Origin of the sequence: Silvimonas iriomotensis, from assembly GCF_014645535.1 — a bacterium.
Classification (GTDB): domain Bacteria; phylum Pseudomonadota; class Gammaproteobacteria; order Burkholderiales; family Chitinibacteraceae; genus Silvimonas; species Silvimonas iriomotensis.
On the sequence record NZ_BMLX01000004.1, the window covers coordinates 164,153 to 179,717 of the forward strand.

Consider the following 15,565-nt stretch of genomic DNA (forward strand, 5'->3'; position numbering starts at 1 on the left):
GAGTTATTGATAATGGATATTGGGGGATGCTACCCATGCCAAATGTGCCGGTTTCATTTGTCTGGTTTCTTGCCGCTTCAGGCTGGGTGGTGGCCGTGCTGGCCATTGCCGCCTGGAATCTGGAACGGCTGCGCCACAAGACGCTCATCGTCAAACAGGCGCGCCGCGCCGGGCTGGATGTCCAGACCGGGTTGAGTTCGCGTGACCGTTTTCTCACCGAGGCCGGGGCGTCGATCAATCGCGCGCAGCGCACCCACGCCTCGATCTGCGTCTTGCTGGTCTGCGTAGAGAAACTGGAAACCATCGAACAAAGCCATGGCCCGCTGGCGCGTGATCTGGTGCTGCGGCAACTGGCCACGCTGTGCCGGACCAACGTGCGCGATTTCGATATCGTCGGGCGCTTTTCGCCCAGTGAAGTGGCGCTGGTGCTGATGGATATCGACCTGCCCGGCGCGCATGTGGTGGCCAATCGTCTGGTTAACCGCAAACCGGCGCAGATGGTGACGCTGCCAGACGCGCGCATTATCAATTTCTCGCTGGAATGGGGTCTGGCACAATTACGCAGTGAGGCCGACACCATTGAAGACCTGATGCTGGCGGCCGACGCCGATCTGGTCGCCAGCCGCAACCGCAAGAACCGTCCGGAGCTGCAAGTCATTGCCGGCGGCAAGGCGGTGGGCGCAGTGTGACCGTGCCGGGCGCGCTATCCAGCGCTTGTTGAACCCTGAAGCCGGCTTCCCCCAAGGTGGCCGGATTGAACGTCTTATGAAGATCATCCGTTTGCTGGAAGTCTGGGAAAAAGGCATGGATGGCCGCTTTGTCGGTCATCTGCCGGTGGCCGCGACCGTGACCACACCGTTTCTGCTGGGCCTGTTCGCGCATGAACAAGACCGGCCCGATCCGGACATGAAGCTCTCCTACATGCTGGACGCCGCCCGTGCCGAGCGGTTGCAGCCTTATGTGGCAGAACAGCTTTTGCCAGCGCGCTACGACTACATCCTCACCGCGCACGGCGTGCCTGACTAACCGGCCAGCGCGGCCTCATAGACCGAGAGGTCGTGGTCAGAAAAACAGCAAAACACCACATCTTGCGGTGCTTCTGGATGCGCATGGGCTTCTTTGCGCACGGTCTCTACTGCAATGTGGGTTGCTTCTGCCAGCGGATAGCCATACACGCCCGTGCTGATCGCCGGAAACGCAATCGAACGCAGCCCGCGCTTTGCCGCCAGCCGCATGGATTCCCGATAGCAAGAGGCCAGCAGTTCGGCTTCTTTTTGTTTGCCGCCGTGCCAGACCGGGCCCGGGGTATGGATCACATACCGCGCGGGCAGGCGATAGCCCTGGGTGATGCGCGCTTCTCCGGTATGGCATCCGCCCAGCGTGCGGCATTCGGCCAGCAGGTCTGGGCCGGCCGCGCGATGGATAGCGCCATCCACCCCGCCGCCACCCAGCAAAGAGGTGTTGGCGGCGTTGACGATGCAATCAACATCAAGCTGGGTGATATCAGCGCGGATCGCGCGAAGATGAGCCATAACCCGCTCTCTCTGGAAGCTGGAAAAAAGAAACCCCGGCCCAAGGGGAGAATGACCGGGGTGTAATACGCCTTGGCATTTGGCCAAGGCACCCGCTCAGGGAGGAAAAGCGGGAGGTGCAGGGGCGCACCCAGATTTCAGGGTAGAAAGGTTCGCGCAAAGTTCAAGGAATACTATTCGCCGTTCGTCAATTCGCCGTCGTCAGGCTCTGTCTGGTCAAACCAGGCGCCCACCACCTTCTCCGTTTCCTCAACCCCTTGTTTTTTAAGGCTGGAGAACAACTGGACGGTGACTTGAGGGTTATCCGCGAACTCTTTTTGCACGCCCCGCAGTGCCTGGGTGCGTTCCTGGTTGGAGAGTTTGTCTGATTTGGTCAACAGGCAATGCACCGGTTTGCCGGTAGGCAAAAACCAGTCCAGCATGCGCCGATCCAGCTCGGTGAGCGGCCGGCGCGAATCCATGATCAGCACCAGACCGATCAGGTTGTCCCGCTCTTTCAGATAGCGGCCCAGCAGGGTTTCCCAATGCGCGCGCACAGCGGCCGGGACCTCGGCGTAGCCATACCCGGGCAAGTCGACCAGCCGCTTGAGCTCGTCACTGCCGAAGGTAAAATAATTGATATGCTGGGTGCGCCCTGGTGTTTTCGAGACATATGCAAGGCGAGTGTGGTTGGCAAGGGTATTGATCGCACTGGATTTACCCGCGTTGGACCGCCCGGCAAACGCGACTTCTCGCCCTTCATGGGGAAGAGTTCGCAAATCATTGACGGTGGTTAGAAATTTGAGCCCGCGAAACAGCGACATGGTGCGTGGTCTGGTATATGTTGTCTAAATATAGTCTTGATATAGTATCAGGATTTGATCCGTCAGCCGTTCCGGACGCCTGACGACACTCAAAAACGAAAGATCAATTAGGGAAGGGAGCCAAGTTATGCGCGGAGCGCCTGTCGCAGCCTTGCTTGCTGCACTGACGTTGATGAGCACCGGTGGCCAGGCCGCCACAACCAAAGCCGATCCAGCCAAAGGCAAGGAAATCGTTGATAAAGTCTGTGCAGCCTGTCACGGCGCCGACGGTAACAGCGTCATCCCGGCCAATCCCAGCCTTGCTGGACAGCATCCCGAATACATCTACAAGCAACTGACCGAGTTCAAATCGCAAAAGCGCAAGAACCCGGTCATGCTGGGCATGGCAGCCACCCTGTCTGATGCCGACATGCATAACGTTGCGGCTTATTTCTCTACCCAGAAAGCCAAAGAAGGCGGCGCGTCTGACAAAGTGCTGATTGCGGCGGGTGAAAAAATCTACCGTGGCGGCATTGCTGCCAAAAATGTGCCGGCCTGTATGGCCTGCCATGGCCCCGGTGGCGCTGGCATTCCGGTACAGTATCCGCGCGTGGCGGGGCAACATTCTGCCTATGTCATTACCGAGCTGAACCTGTTCCGCTCTGGCGAGCGCAACAATGGCCCGATGATGAACGATATCGCGGCCCGCCTCTCGGATCAGGACATCAAAGCAGTTGCCGAGTACATCCAGTCTTTGCGCTAAGCTTTTTGCGGCTGGAAGACTTGTGCCATGCAACCTTAACCTTGGCAGCATATTCTAGAGGGGCGGCGATACGCCCCTCTTTTGCTTTATGAACCAGAACATACCTCTCCGTCCGCCTCGCGCTGTCCCGTTTACCCGGGCCCTGTACGATCTTCTATCTTCCATGCGCTTTGCCGTCAGTCTGCTGACGGTGCTGGCCATTGCCTCGGTCATTGGCACGGTGCTCAAGCAAGGCGAGCAATATGTCGATTACCGCATCGAGTTTGGCGAGTTCTGGTTTGCCATCTTCAAACCCGTTGGCCTGTTTGACGTTTATCACACCAGCTGGTTTTTGCTGATCCTGGGTTTTCTGGTGCTCTCCACCACGCTGTGCATCTGGCGTCATGCGCCGGGCATGCTGCGTGATATCCGGGGCTACCGCGAGAACGCCACGCGCAATTCTTTGCGCTTGATGGCCCACAACACCGAAGTCGATTACGAAGTCGATCGCACCGCCGCGCAAGCGCATCTGCGTCAGGCTGGCTATCGCTGGCGCCTGCTGGATAAAGACGGCGTGTGGATGCTGGCCGCCAAAAAAGGCGTCGGCCAGCGGCTGGGGTATTTCTTTGCGCATGCCGCCATTGTGGTGATCTGCATTGGCGGTTTGATGGACGGCAATCTGCCGCTCAAGCTGCGGGAACTCATCGGCAACAAAGTGCCGGAAACCCGTGATCTGCCGCAGAGCAAGGTGCCGGCACAAAGCCGGCTTTCGCCCGACAATCTGTCGTTCCGCGGCAATGTCACGCTGCCGGAAGGCGCGGTGGCGGATGTGGTGTTTCTCAATTCCGGCGACGGGTTCTTTGTGCAGGACCTGCCCTTTGCCCTGCGCCTCAAGCAGTTCCAGGTGGATTACTACAGCACCGGCATGCCCAAGCGCTTTGCGTCCAGCATTGATGTGCTTGATCCGCAGTCTGGCAAGGTGGTGAAAAGCGGCGTGGTGGAAGTCAACAAGCCGCTGTTGTACGACGGCATTGCCATCTACCAGGCCAGCTTTGGTGATGGTGGCTCACCACTGCAACTGACGGGCTGGCATCTCAATCGCCCGGCTTCGCAAAAATTTGAGGCGCGTTCGCGCAGCACCCAAAGCATTGATCTGGACGGCAAGGCCTACACACTGGAGTTCGGTGACCTGCGCGTGACCAACGTCGAGAACATGGGCAAGAACACGCCAGAGCAGACGTCTGCCGTGGCGGTGAACAAGCTGGAACAGGCGCTGGCGTCGTCGCAGTCGGTCAAATCGACCAACACCATGCGCAATCTGGGGCCGATGATCCAGTTCAAGCTGCGTGATTCCTCCGGCCAGGCGGTGGAATACCAGAACTACATGACGCCGTTTCTGGATGATGGTGCGCTGTATCTGATGACAGGCGTGCGCAAAGAGATCAATGCGCCATTCCAGTACGTGCGCATCCCGCTGGACGACGATATGAAGGTCGACACCTTCATGCGTCTGCGCGATGTATTGCTTGATGCGTCGGCGTGGTCGGTCATTGCCCAGCGCACCACCGACAAAGCCTTCCAGGGTGGCGGCTTTACCGAAACAAAGCGTGCCGAATTTGCCGCCGTGACCGAGATGATCCTCAAGCAATTTGCGCAGGGCGGCTTCCCGCGCATTGATGCCTTCATCCGTGAGAAAGTCCCGGAAGACAAGCGTGCGGCGGTGGCGCAGACCTATCTGAAGATCCTGCAGGGCGCCACGGTGGACGCCATGGATATCGCCCAGCAGCGCGCCGGCCTGCCGCCGGTTGCCATGAGCGACACGCAGTATCGCTTCCTGATGGATAGCCTGGTTGCCACCAGCGGCTTCTTTGAATATGGCTCCCCGGTTTATCTGCAGTTGAGCGGGTTTACCGAGGTCAAATCGTCTGGCTTCCAGCTCACCCGTTCGCCCGGCAAACGCGTGGTGTATCTGGGTTCCATCCTGCTGGTCATTGGCATATTCTGCATGTTCTATCTGCGCGAAGAACGGGTCTGGCTGCGCAGCGAAAACGGTAAAACCGTGCTGGCGTTGACTGGCAACCGCCGCTCCGCCGATCTGGAGTCTGCATTTGAACGGCACCGCGCCGCGTTGCTGCCGGCCCCATCCAAAGAAGAGATCGCGACATGATGATGACGCTCCCCCTGGCCCGGCGCACACCGCTGGATTTCGTCTTTGCGGTACTGATGCTGGCCGCCGGTGGCTATGCCTTCGCCCGCTACGGCCAGTACATGGATTACTACGAGCACGGCATCTTGCTGGGGGTGACGCTGGCGCTGGTCTGGTTTGGCTGGTTCTGGCCGGCCATGCGTTACTTTTTGCCTGGCGCTGCGGTGCTGGCGCTGTTGGGTACCAGTAGCTACCACGGTGATCTTGCGACCGCGCAGCATTCCTTCCTGCTTAAATATTTTCTGGCCAGCCAGTCTGCAGTGATGTGGATGTGCGTGCTGTATTTCATCGCCACCGTGGTGTACTGGGTGGGGTTGGTGCGGCGCTCAGACACGGTGTTGTCGATCGCCTCCGGGCTGACCTGGACTGCCGCGCTGGCCGCGCTGACGGCCATGCTGGTGCGCTGGTATGAAAGCTACCTGATCGGGCCGGATGTGGGGCATATCCCGGTCTCCAACCTGTACGAAGTGTTCATCCTGTTCTGCCTGATTACCACATTGATGTACCTGTATTACGAGGCGCGGTTCAAAGCCCGCACCATGGGGGCGTTTGTGCTGCTGGTGATCAGCGCGGCAGTTGGCTTCATCTTGTGGTACTCGCTGGACCGTCAGGCGCATGAGATTCAGCCGCTGATTCCGGCGCTGCAATCCTGGTGGATGAAGATCCATGTGCCGGCCAATTTCATTGGCTATGGCGCATTTTCGCTGTCCGCCATGCTGGGCGTTGCCTGGATTCTGGCCTCGCCCATCCAGCGCAAGCCGGCCACGCGTAACACGCTGCATGCATTGGCGTTGGCGCAGACCGTGCTGGCCCTGATGGTTGGTCTTTATGGTGCCAGCGCGCTGGGTCTGTCTGCGGCCGCAGCGCAGCTGACCATGGGCGGCGGCTTGTGCGTCGCCGCGCTGCTGGTGATCGCGGCCTGGCCGGGGGTCATGGCAAAGAGCCTGCCCTCACCGCAGGTGCTGGAAGAAGTGTCTTACCGCGCGGTCTCGGTCGGCTTTTTGTTCTTCACCATTGCCACCATTCTGGGGGCCGCCTGGGCGGCGGATGCCTGGGGCGGCTACTGGAGCTGGGACCCGAAGGAAACCTGGGCGCTGATCGTGTGGCTGAACTATGCCGCCTGGCTGCATGTACGGCTGGTCAAGGGCTGGCGCGGCGAGGTATTGGCCTGGTGGTCGGTCATTGGCCTGGCGGTCACGACCTTTGCTTTCCTTGGCGTGAACATGTTCCTCTCCGGCCTGCATTCCTACGGCGGGCTGTAAAAGGGCAATTGAGGCAAATCAAAGCACAAGGGCGGGTCAGTTGATCCGCCCTTTTTTCATGGCCTCAGCTTGCGTACAGCTAACGGATTCTGCCCGCAACAGAAAGATTGCCGTGTAGCGGTTGCGTGTCTCATTCAAATCATAAATGCCGCGTGTCGCTTTCCGTGACAGCTTGATTGCAGTAAAAACCGTCTTTGCTATCGCTGTTACATCAGCGTTTCATGAATTACGGCCCCGTACAAGAAGCGCCGGATTCCCATAGCACTGGACATATAAATCAGGGGGAGCGCGACCATATGCTCGACGTCATTTACCGCAAGACGCAGGCAGGGCTGACCGAGATTCAGACCCGCGCCAGCGGTCTTTCGCTCAAGCAACGCCAGTTGCTGATCATGATTGATGGCAAGACCCCGGCACATGCGCTGCCCATGGCCATGCCGGAAAAAGATCTGGTTCACAAACTGCTGGAACTGGAATGGGATGGCCTGATCGAGCGCGCAGGCTCTCTGCCACCCAAAACGGTGGCCGCGGCACCGGCTGCTGCACCTGCGCCAGCCGCCGTTGCGGCGACCAGCGCGGTCGCCGGCGGGTTCTCACTGGGTTTGAACGTGGTGCGGATCAGCGCGGGGCAAGTGGCGCGTATCCGTTCCATCTTGCACATGACCAACCAGAACCACCTCTCGGGCGAACTCGATGAGATGATCGGCGAGATGGAGCACCTGATCTCGGTGGCGGATATTGAACGCTGTATCGCGCGCTATCTGCAGGTGATGAAAGCACGTGGCCTTGAGAGCGCCGCGCAGACCTATCTGGCTCAGATCCGCACGGTTGTTCGCTAACGCTTATGTCGTACTTTGCTGGCTGCCTGGCGCAATGCGGGCGGCCAGCAAACGCGCCTCCACTGCAGACCAGTCAGGTGCTGCGTCTGCTTCCACAATGATTTCAAAACGGCTGTCGCGACGGTAGGCCGAGATATTGGCACTGGGATAAGCATCGACCCAGTCAAAGCGGTACCAGTCACGCTCTGTATGAAACACCCCCTTGGCCCGGGATAGCCCCTGCACGCCCAGTGTTTGCGCTTGCTGGAACGCCTGGAACAGATCGGCAATGGCGCCGCTGTCAAACAGCGTTTCCGGGCTGAACACCCAACCGCAGGCATGCGAGCCCAGACTGGATTGCGCCTTGCGTACCGGCTCGGCACCTTGCGGTGTGGCGATGGCTGGCGTGGTTTCGATCTTGCGGCGTGGCGCCAGCGGGTTGTGCGTGCCGGCGGCGTGCGGCGCATCTTGCCAGCGTTCGGCATTGAGCGGCGCATCCAGCAGTCCGGCGTCAAACAGGCCGTTCTGGACCTGCACCACCGCCAGCTTGGGCGGGAAGGCGGCGCGCGCCATGGCCAGCGCGGCATCCAGTTGTGCGGCGTCGGCCAGATCGGTCTTGTTGATCACCAGCACATCGGCCAGTTCGATCTGGTCCCGCCAGGTTTCGTTGCGGGTATAGCGGGCGTCTTCCAGATGGCGCGCATCCATCAGCGTGACCACACCGCGTACCTCAAACGTGGTGCTCATGAACGGGTCGCGCAGCAGGTCGATGATGCCGGCCGGGTGACCCAGGCCAGAGGGTTCGATCAGGATGCGATCCGGCCGCTTGCCCTGGACCAGCTTGTTCAGATTCACCCGCAGCATGGGGCTGGTGGTGCAGCAGATACAGCCGCCCGGAACTTCAGCCACTTGCAGGCCTTCGCCGGCAGAGGAGAGCGTCGCGCCATCAATGCCGACTTCCCCGAACTCATTGACCACCACGGCCCAGAACTCGTCCGCCGGCTTGCTGGCCAGCAGATGGGTGATCGCGGTGGTTTTGCCGACCCCGAGAAAACCGGTGATCAGATTGACGGGGATGCGGGGTTGCGAAGCCACTTGAGAATTGCCTGCCATTGTTCCAGATCACGCTCGAACCGCCGGCCCGGCAGGTCGAACAGCGTGAGTCCTTTGGGTTGAAGTTGCACGTACAACTGCGTGTTGCGCAGCCAGCTAAGCACCGGAAAGCCATAGCCTGCCAGAAAGTGCTCAAGCTGTTGCGCGGCATGGGTGCGCGGGTCTACGCGCATGCCGACGATACCGATATCCACCTGTTTCTTGCGGACGGCTTTTTCTTCGGCCAGCTGGGCAAAGAAGCCTTCCAGCGCCCACATATCAAATGAGGATGGCACCACCGGCACCAGCACGCGGCTGACGGCCTTGAGCGCGCCTTCCAGCTTTTTGCCATGCAGGCCGGCGGGACTGTCCAGCACGGCAACGGTGGCGTTTTTGGGGGCGTGCGGCGTGTCCTCGCCAGCGGCATCCCATTCATTGATGCGCGGATATTGTTCCGGGCGGCGCGTTAACCAGTAGCGCGCGCTTTGCTGCCGGTCCAGATCGCCCAGCGCTACTTTGTCGCCCTGCCAGGCAAAGTGGCCGGCCAGATTGGTAGCGAGGGTGGATTTGCCACTGCCCCCTTTGGGGTTGGCGATCAGGATGGACAGCGGTGTGGTCATGGCGCGGGTTTATGCGGTCTTTGTTTTGATTCGTCGGTATGCAACTGCTGCATGGCGATGTTCATCTCGCCCTTGAGCATGCGCGGCAACAGGTTCTGCGCGCGCAGCATGGCGGCATCGATCAGTTCTTGTTCTTCACGGCGCGGCGGCTTGAGCACAAAGCTCACGACTTCGGCCCGGTCGCCCGGATGGCCCACGCCCAGGCGCAAGCGCCAGAAATTGGGCGTAGACAGATGCGACTGGATGTCCTTGAGCCCATTGTGGCCGCCATTACCGCCGCCTTGCTTGAGCTTGACCTGGCCGGCCGGAATATCCATCTCGTCATGCACCACCAGAATCTGGTCGGGCAGGATTTTGTAGAACTGGGCCAGGGCCACAACAGACAGACCGCTGCGGTTCATGAAAGTTTGCGGCTGCAGCAACCAGACTTCTTCGCCATGCAGACGGGCCTTGCCGGCAAGGCCGTGAAACTTGCTGTCATGGCGCAAGGTGGCACCGCCTTCACGGGCCAGTTCATCGACAAACCAGAAACCGGCGTTATGGCGGGTGGCGGCATATTCAGCCCCGGGGTTACCGAGGCCGACAATCAATTTGATGGTGGACATGAATACATGGCCGGATGCATGTGGCACGCATCCGGCAAAGAAAGACAAAAACCGATGATAAAGGCTGGCGCTGCGGGCCGCTACTAACGGGGCGGCATAAACGGAATATGCCGGATCACGCGCGGCTCGCCGCCCAGGGTCAGATACAGGGCGCTGTCACTGTAGATTTGCGGCGAATTGATCGATACCCGCCAGCCACCACACCAGGCCCAGCCGCTATCTTGCTGCGAGAAGCGCCAGTCGCCGGCATACGGGTTGCGATCAAAACGCTGTATCCACATTAAATTGCCCTCTTTGTCCTTGAGGGAAATATCGTAGAAGGCCACACCACCGTCATGCTGTTCGACCCGCCAGCCAGGCCAGTTGCCAACAAGGTTAAGGGTAACGGCAGACAGCAGTTTTTCATGCGGCAGCGCATTGGTGACGACGCCACCGACATCAGTGAAATAGGGGCGGTAATCAAGGCCATCCTGGCGGGAATGAAAAGGCGACACGCCCCAGCGCGGCCCTACCCAGTAGGCCACCAGCAATACAGCACAGGCCATGAAGAAACCACGCAACCACGGCCGGAAGCGCCGCGGCGTAACGGGCATGCTGGCCAGCCAGTCCAGCGGGCTGGTACGGTAGCGCCGATAGTAATCAACGGTGGAATCAGATTCCTGCTCGCTGTGATACATCGCTCTCTCCATATACATTATTTGCCTTATAAGTAAGTCAAACAATAGCAGTAGAAAAGGTCTGTGCCAGCTAAAACAGATTGGAACTGACGTGATAGATACAAAAAAGCCGGCAGGGAAACCCGCCGGCTTTTTGACAACGCAGATGAAGCCTGGCGAATTATTCGCCCTTCTTCGCGTTGAAGGTTGCAACGGCCAGATCTTCGCCGCGAACCAGGGACTTGAGCTCAACACCTTCCGGCAGCTTGAGGTCGGAGAGGTGGACGGATGCGTTGGTCGCACCGATCTCGCTCAGATCAACTTCAATGAATTCCGGCAGCTTGGTGGCGGCGCAACGCACAACCACTTCGTTCAGGATGTAGCCGATGGTACCGCCATCCAGCTTCACGCCCGGAGCGACATCAGCGTTCTTGAAGTGCAGCGGCACTTTCAGTTCAACGGTGGTGGTGTCGTCAACGCGCTGGAAATCAACGTGCAGGATCAGTTGCTTGAACGGGTGGTATTGCACCGAACGCAGCAGAACCTGTTCAGTAGCGCCTTCAACGACTACATTGACGATAGCGGTATGGAAAGCTTCGTCTTTCAGGGTGTACCACATGCTGTTGTGGTCAAACTCAACGGCGATCGGGGCCTTGGTGCCACCGTAAATGATGCCGGGGAGCTTGCCGCTGTTACGCAGGCGGCGGCTCGCACCAGTACCTTGCGCAGCACGGGCTTGTGCTTGAATTTCGAAAGTCATGGTTGTTACTCCATTTCAGTTAAACACTTCGCCACCCGCGACCAGGACTGGCAAAGGACTCGGGGGACCATTCCCCCAAATAACGCAAACGGTGAAGAGGGGCTTGCCCGCTTCACCGTCTTGTAAATCTTGTTGCTACGTCGTGCGATCAGTCCACAAACAAGGAAGAGACCGACTCTTCGTTGTTGATGCGGCGCATGGTCTCTGCCAGCAAGCCGGCGATCGAGACAATGCGGATGCGTTCGCACTGACGGGCAGCTTCCGACAACGGAATCGTGTCGGTCACTACCACTTCATCCAGTTCAGACTGGACGATGCGTTCAACGGCAGCGCCGGAGAACACGGCGTGGGTTGCATAGGCAATCACACGCGCTGCGCCGTGGGCCTTCAGGGCCTGGGCGGCTTTGACCAGCGTATTGGCAGTATCGATCATGTCATCGATGATCACGCAGGTACGGCCCGATACATCGCCGATGATGTGCATGACTTCTGCCACGTTCGCCTTGGGGCGACGCTTGTCGATAATGGCCATGTCCACGTTCAGTTGCTTGGCCATGGCGCGGGCACGCAGTACACCGCCTACGTCCGGGCTGACGACCATGAGCTGATCATGGTTCTTGGCGCGGATATCAGCCAGCAGTACCGGTGTGGAGTAGATGTTGTCGACCGGGATATCAAAGAAACCCTGAATCTGGTCGGCGTGGACATCTACCGTCAGGACACGGTCAACACCTGCAACTTGCAGCATGTTGGCAATGACCTTGGCCGAAATCGGCACACGGGCAGAGCGCGGACGACGATCCTGGCGGGCGTAACCGAAATACGGAATCGCCGCAGTAATGCGACCGGCCGATGCGCGTTTGAGCGCGTCGACCATCAGCATGACTTCCATGATATTGTCGTTGGTCGGAACGCAGGTCGATTGCAGGACGAACACGTCGCGACCGCGAACGTTCTCCAGCAATTCAACTGTCACCTCACCGTCCGAGAAGCGACCAACCGTGGCGCGACCCAGAGAAATGTCGAGGTGATTGACGACGCTTTCGGCAAGCTTGGGGTTAGCATTGCCGGTAAATACCATGAGGCTGTCGTAAGCCATTTTCTGTGCCCTGGAAAAACGAAAAGCGTGTAACTGGTGTACACGCTTTTCTGTCTTTAGAAGTGGCAGGGGAAGAAGGATTCGAACCTTCGCATGTCGGAATCAAAATCCGATGCCTTAACCAACTTGGCGACTCCCCTATCGAAACTGCTGAACTTGAAAACTGCTAATCAGCAAATTCGCTTAACTCGTGCTTTTGGAGTGACCTTGCAACAAAACCGGTCATCTCTTCAGGAACCAGCGATACTACACGATCCGCTTCGCTTTGTGAAGCACATATTGTGAACACGCAGCTTCCTGATCCAGTCATCCGCGCCGGTCCAAACTGGCTTAGCCATTCCAGACTTTCAGCGATGCGCGGCTGCTGACTCACCGCTACTGGCTGCAAATCATTTCGCGTCGCAGCAACGTTGAGGCCGCGCATTTTGATGGAGGGCGTATCTCTTGTCAAGCGCTCATCTTTAAAAATTGCAGGCGTAGAAACATGTACCTGCGGATGCAGCACGGCAAACCAGCAATCGGGCGTGTCGTAGGCGGTCATGATTTCGCCCACGCCTTCGACAAAGGCATTGCGGCCGAAAATAAAGAACGGGACATCGGCGCCCAGCTTCAAACCCAGCTCCATCAACGACTTGCGCGACAAGTTCACGTTCCACAGACGGTTGAGCGCCAGCAGCACCGTCGCGGCGTCCGAACTGCCGCCACCCATGCCACCGCCCATGGGTATGCGTTTGGTCACGCGGATATCCACACCGCAAGTGATCGGCGCAAACGGCTGCAACAGACGTGCGGCGCGCACCGTCAGGTCGTCTTCCGGGTTCACGCCGGGCAGGGGGTTGTGATGCTCGATGCCGTCATCATCACGCAGCCGCAGTTCAATGGTGTCTTTCAGATCAACCAGCTGGAACACGGATTGCAGCAAGTGATAGCCATCAGCCCGGCGTCCGATGACATGCAAAAACAGATTGAGCTTGGCCGGGGCCGGAAAACTGCGCCAGCCCTGGGGCGTGGCGGGGAAGTGATCCAGCGCGGATGCAGCAAGAACAGAATGTGTTACGGAAGCCATTGCCAGTCAGACACCACAATTTTCAGATCAAGCCCGTTCTGGGCGGCGTGAATACGCCAGGGTAATTTGCCTTCGCGGCCGGCATCGCGCAGATCAGTCGCGTCGATTTCCCAGCCGTTCTGCGAGATATGAATACCTTCTGCAGTGGGCGTGACCACTGCCGGCGTCGCCGGATCAGGTTTGCCGCGCAGCCACCAGCGCATGCCTTGTACCGGCAGTTGCCAGCCGGTGCGTTTTTGCAGCAAGGCTTCCGGGCTGGGCGCAACCGTATCGGTGCCGCTGGAATCCTTCAGCCGCGCGCCTTGCGCATCAAAAGTCAGGCGGGCGACGGTCTGGCCCAGCGGGGTTCCCAGATCCAGCGCGGCTTCATTACCGTCATCGCGCCAGGTGAAATTGGCAATTTGCGAGTCATTGGGCAAACGCAACGCCACGCGGCCCGTGGCCACCAGCTCGCCAGAGCGCGTCGGCGGGGCGGGCGGCGTGGCGCAACCGGCCAGCCACAAAGCGGCCAGCAACAGCCAGAAACCGGTTAACCAGCGCTTCACGGTTTGCCGATTTCCTGGCCGATGGCGATCACCGATTCGTTATCCGGGTCCAGCCTTTGCGCTTCTGCCAGCACTTTGTGGGCGTCGCTCTTTTCGCCCAGCTTGTACAGCGTGGCAGCCAGGTGGGCGCCGACTTCCGGATTGGGCATGGCCTTATACGCTTTGGTCAGCAGGTCACGCGCTTCCGGCAGGCGATTTTGCTTGTAACGCAACCAGCCAAGGCTATCGAGGATGACCGGGTTGTCCGGGTCCAGCGTGTTGGCTTTTTCCAGATAACCGTTGGCTTCATCGTAGCGATCGGTACGGTTGGCCAGGGTGTAACCCAGCGCGTTCAGGCCCTGGGCGCTGTCCGGTTGCAGTTCCAGATACTTGTGCAGGTCCGCTTCTGCGGCCGGCACGTTGTGCTGCAGGTCGGCAATCAGCGAGCGCTCGTACAGCAGATCGGCGTTTTTCGGATCTTTACTCAGCGCTTCGGTCAGCACGAACCAGGCTTTGTCGTAGTTTTTGGCTTCACGCCAGACGCTGGACTCCAACAGGGTCTGCCGGGTTTGCTGTTCGGTGGTCAGCGCCACGTTCTGATGGATCAGGTCAATGGCCTTTTGCGGCTGACCTGTGCGTGCGTACAGATGGATCAAGCGCTCGATTGCGGCGTCATGCATGTCGCCTTCCACGCTTTGATACCAGCCAATGGCGTCCTGGTTCTGCCCGCGGATTTCAGCAATCTGGCCCAGATACAGCCGCAGATTGTTGGTGTTGCGCGGGTTTCTTTGCACGGCCGCGCCAAGGCGTTGCTGGGCGGTATCGAAATCACGCAGTTCCATGGAAACCAGACCGGAGCCAACCAGCGCTTCCAGGTTATCCGGCTGGATTTTCAGAATGCCGTTGTATTCGTCCAGCGCGTCTTTCATCTGTTTGTTGATGACCAGCTCACGCGCCAGCGCATTGCGGATCGGCAAGGAGTCCGGGTTTTTGCGCAGGGCGGTGTGCAGGTAATCGATACGTTCCTGGCTTGGGCGATCCGACATCAGCTGGATGCGGTACAGCACGGCCGGTTCCCAGCCTGGACGCAACGCTTCAGCGGCGTCGACTTCCTTGATGGCGTCGGGAACGCGGTTGGTATTGGCATAGGCCACCGCGCGGGCGAAGTGCGCCTCTGGCAGATTCAGATACGGCGCGGTCACATCTTCAGTGAGCTTGGCCGCCGCATTGCGGTCGGTGTTTTTATCCCACAGCGTATGCATGCGCAGGAAGAAAGAGGGCGCGTCTTGCGGCTTGGCTTTAAGCAAGGCCTCAAGGTGCGGCTTGGCTTCATCCAGCCGGTTGGCGCGCAACAACAGGCTGAGCATCACCTGCTGCGGGCCCACCGCGTTGGGCGAGGCGTCGATCCATTGTTTGGCCGAATCCATGGCCAGATTCAGCTGGCCTGCACCAATGGCGACTTCGGTCGCGCGTTTGGCCACGCGCGGATCATGCGTGCGCCTGGCCAGATCATTCCAGGTTTGTGCACCCAGCGTGGCCTGGCCACGTTGCAGGGCGATATCACCCACCAGGAAGCGCAGCACCAGTTCGTCCGTCAACTCTTCATTGGGGAGCGGGCCGTCAGCGATCGCGGGGTCTTGCGCGTTGTCATCTGCCGCGGGCGCACTCGCCACGGGTGCTTTGCCTGTCGCTGCGGGTTGTCCAACCGTGGCACAACCGGCAAGGACCGTCAGGCTCAGGCACACAAGAGTCAGGAGAGGTTTCCGGGAAAACGGAAAAGGCATGGCAAAGTCCGGCGGGT

The 15,565-nt window shown here is 59.3% G+C and carries 17 protein-coding genes and 1 tRNA gene; 6 read left to right on the top strand and 12 right to left on the bottom strand.

Annotation, left to right across the window (positions count from 1 at the left end; genetic code table 11):
• Nucleotides 1–26: 26 nt before the first annotated feature.
• Both IEX57_RS15265 and IEX57_RS15270 read left to right on the top strand, forming a co-directional pair.
• Nucleotides 27–689, top strand: a complete 663-nt coding sequence (locus IEX57_RS15265; protein WP_188705214.1) for a GGDEF domain-containing protein — start codon at nt 27–29, stop codon at nt 687–689.
• Between the two features lie 76 nt (nt 690–765).
• Nucleotides 766–1,026: a hypothetical protein gene (locus tag IEX57_RS15270; protein ID WP_188705215.1), complete on the top strand. Its 261-nt coding sequence runs from the start codon at nt 766–768 to the stop codon at nt 1,024–1,026.
• Here IEX57_RS15270 and IEX57_RS15275 read toward each other — a convergent pair.
• Both IEX57_RS15275 and yihA read right to left on the bottom strand, forming a co-directional pair.
• Entirely contained in the window at nt 1,023–1,532 is a 510-nt protein-coding gene (locus tag IEX57_RS15275) for an O-acetyl-ADP-ribose deacetylase (protein WP_188705216.1), read from the bottom strand. The two genes, IEX57_RS15270 and IEX57_RS15275, sit on opposite strands and share 4 nt — an antisense overlap.
• 173 nt (nt 1,533–1,705) lie before the next feature.
• Complete coding sequence (yihA, locus tag IEX57_RS15280; RefSeq protein WP_188705217.1) at nt 1,706–2,335, bottom strand: ribosome biogenesis GTP-binding protein YihA/YsxC; 630 nt, start codon at nt 2,333–2,335, stop codon at nt 1,706–1,708.
• Between the two features lie 127 nt (nt 2,336–2,462).
• Here yihA and IEX57_RS15285 point away from each other — a divergent pair, with 127 nt between their 5' ends.
• From IEX57_RS15285 to IEX57_RS15300, 4 genes are all read left to right on the top strand, one after another.
• Nucleotides 2,463–3,077, top strand: a complete 615-nt coding sequence (locus tag IEX57_RS15285; protein ID WP_188705218.1) for a c-type cytochrome — start codon at nt 2,463–2,465, stop codon at nt 3,075–3,077.
• 163 nt (nt 3,078–3,240) lie between these two features.
• Nucleotides 3,241–5,223: a cytochrome c biogenesis protein ResB gene (locus IEX57_RS15290; protein WP_229709049.1), complete on the top strand. Its 1,983-nt coding sequence runs from the start codon at nt 3,241–3,243 to the stop codon at nt 5,221–5,223.
• The gene (gene ccsB / locus IEX57_RS15295; RefSeq protein ID WP_188705220.1) at nt 5,220–6,524 is read left to right on the top strand and encodes a c-type cytochrome biogenesis protein CcsB; all 1,305 of its coding nucleotides are present in this window, start codon (nt 5,220–5,222) and stop codon (nt 6,522–6,524) included. The genes IEX57_RS15290 and ccsB overlap by 4 nt, the downstream gene beginning before the upstream one ends.
• Nucleotides 6,525–6,820: 296 nt before the next feature.
• Entirely contained in the window at nt 6,821–7,363 is a 543-nt protein-coding gene (locus IEX57_RS15300; RefSeq protein WP_188705221.1) for a hypothetical protein, read from the top strand.
• A gap of 3 nt (nt 7,364–7,366) precedes the next feature.
• Here the strand turns inward: IEX57_RS15300 and IEX57_RS15305 are convergent, their stop codons facing one another.
• From IEX57_RS15305 to IEX57_RS15350, 10 genes are all read right to left on the bottom strand, one after another.
• The gene (locus tag IEX57_RS15305; protein WP_188705222.1) at nt 7,367–8,437 is read right to left on the bottom strand and encodes a CobW family GTP-binding protein; all 1,071 of its coding nucleotides are present in this window, start codon (nt 8,435–8,437) and stop codon (nt 7,367–7,369) included.
• Entirely contained in the window at nt 8,404–9,054 is a 651-nt protein-coding gene (locus IEX57_RS15310) for a nucleotide-binding protein (RefSeq protein ID WP_188705223.1), read from the bottom strand. The genes IEX57_RS15305 and IEX57_RS15310 overlap by 34 nt, the downstream gene beginning before the upstream one ends.
• Nucleotides 9,051–9,659 (bottom strand): aminoacyl-tRNA hydrolase, encoded by a 609-nt coding sequence (gene pth / locus IEX57_RS15315; RefSeq protein ID WP_188705224.1) that lies wholly within the window; start codon nt 9,657–9,659, stop codon nt 9,051–9,053. The genes IEX57_RS15310 and pth overlap by 4 nt, the downstream gene beginning before the upstream one ends.
• A gap of 83 nt (nt 9,660–9,742) precedes the next feature.
• Entirely contained in the window at nt 9,743–10,336 is a 594-nt protein-coding gene (locus IEX57_RS15320) for a hypothetical protein (protein WP_188705225.1), read from the bottom strand.
• 160 nt (nt 10,337–10,496) lie between these two features.
• The gene (locus IEX57_RS15325; RefSeq protein WP_188705226.1) at nt 10,497–11,075 is read right to left on the bottom strand and encodes a 50S ribosomal protein L25/general stress protein Ctc; all 579 of its coding nucleotides are present in this window, start codon (nt 11,073–11,075) and stop codon (nt 10,497–10,499) included.
• 148 nt (nt 11,076–11,223) lie between these two features.
• Nucleotides 11,224–12,174, bottom strand: a complete 951-nt coding sequence (locus IEX57_RS15330) for a ribose-phosphate pyrophosphokinase (protein WP_188705227.1) — start codon at nt 12,172–12,174, stop codon at nt 11,224–11,226.
• 63 nt (nt 12,175–12,237) lie between these two features.
• Nucleotides 12,238–12,314 (bottom strand) — tRNA-Gln (locus IEX57_RS15335).
• A gap of 26 nt (nt 12,315–12,340) precedes the next feature.
• Complete coding sequence (gene ispE, locus IEX57_RS15340) at nt 12,341–13,240, bottom strand: 4-(cytidine 5'-diphospho)-2-C-methyl-D-erythritol kinase (protein ID WP_188705228.1); 900 nt, start codon at nt 13,238–13,240, stop codon at nt 12,341–12,343.
• A complete protein-coding gene (lolB, locus tag IEX57_RS15345; RefSeq protein ID WP_188705229.1) occupies nt 13,228–13,785 on the bottom strand; it encodes a lipoprotein insertase outer membrane protein LolB in 558 nt (185 codons plus the stop codon). Before lolB ends, ispE begins: the two co-directional genes overlap by 13 nt.
• Nucleotides 13,782–15,437: a tetratricopeptide repeat protein gene (locus tag IEX57_RS15350; RefSeq protein ID WP_188705230.1), complete on the bottom strand. Its 1,656-nt coding sequence runs from the start codon at nt 15,435–15,437 to the stop codon at nt 13,782–13,784. Before IEX57_RS15350 ends, lolB begins: the two co-directional genes overlap by 4 nt.
• Nucleotides 15,438–15,565 lie beyond the last annotated feature (128 nt).

Bases quoted from the DNA above. Each gene is read 5' to 3' on its own strand.
- IEX57_RS15265 (WP_188705214.1), top strand. From the start codon at position 27: ATGCTACCCATGCCAAATGTGCCGGTTTCATTTGTCTGGTTTCTTGCC.
- IEX57_RS15270 (WP_188705215.1), top strand. From the start codon at position 766: ATGAAGATCATCCGTTTGCTGGAAGTCTGGGAAAAAGGCATGGATGGC.
- IEX57_RS15275 (WP_188705216.1), bottom strand. From the start codon at position 1,532: ATGGCTCATCTTCGCGCGATCCGCGCTGATATCACCCAGCTTGATGTT.
- yihA (WP_188705217.1), bottom strand. From the start codon at position 2,335: ATGTCGCTGTTTCGCGGGCTCAAATTTCTAACCACCGTCAATGATTTG.
- IEX57_RS15285 (WP_188705218.1), top strand. From the start codon at position 2,463: ATGCGCGGAGCGCCTGTCGCAGCCTTGCTTGCTGCACTGACGTTGATG.
- IEX57_RS15290 (WP_229709049.1), top strand. From the start codon at position 3,241: ATGCGCTTTGCCGTCAGTCTGCTGACGGTGCTGGCCATTGCCTCGGTC.
- ccsB (WP_188705220.1), top strand. From the start codon at position 5,220: ATGATGATGACGCTCCCCCTGGCCCGGCGCACACCGCTGGATTTCGTC.
- IEX57_RS15300 (WP_188705221.1), top strand. From the start codon at position 6,821: ATGCTCGACGTCATTTACCGCAAGACGCAGGCAGGGCTGACCGAGATT.
- IEX57_RS15310 (WP_188705223.1), bottom strand. From the start codon at position 9,054: ATGACCACACCGCTGTCCATCCTGATCGCCAACCCCAAAGGGGGCAGT.
- pth (WP_188705224.1), bottom strand. From the start codon at position 9,659: ATGTCCACCATCAAATTGATTGTCGGCCTCGGTAACCCCGGGGCTGAA.
- IEX57_RS15320 (WP_188705225.1), bottom strand. From the start codon at position 10,336: ATGTATCACAGCGAGCAGGAATCTGATTCCACCGTTGATTACTATCGG.
- IEX57_RS15325 (WP_188705226.1), bottom strand. From the start codon at position 11,075: ATGACTTTCGAAATTCAAGCACAAGCCCGTGCTGCGCAAGGTACTGGT.
- IEX57_RS15330 (WP_188705227.1), bottom strand. From the start codon at position 12,174: ATGGCTTACGACAGCCTCATGGTATTTACCGGCAATGCTAACCCCAAG.
- ispE (WP_188705228.1), bottom strand. From the start codon at position 13,240: ATGGCTTCCGTAACACATTCTGTTCTTGCTGCATCCGCGCTGGATCAC.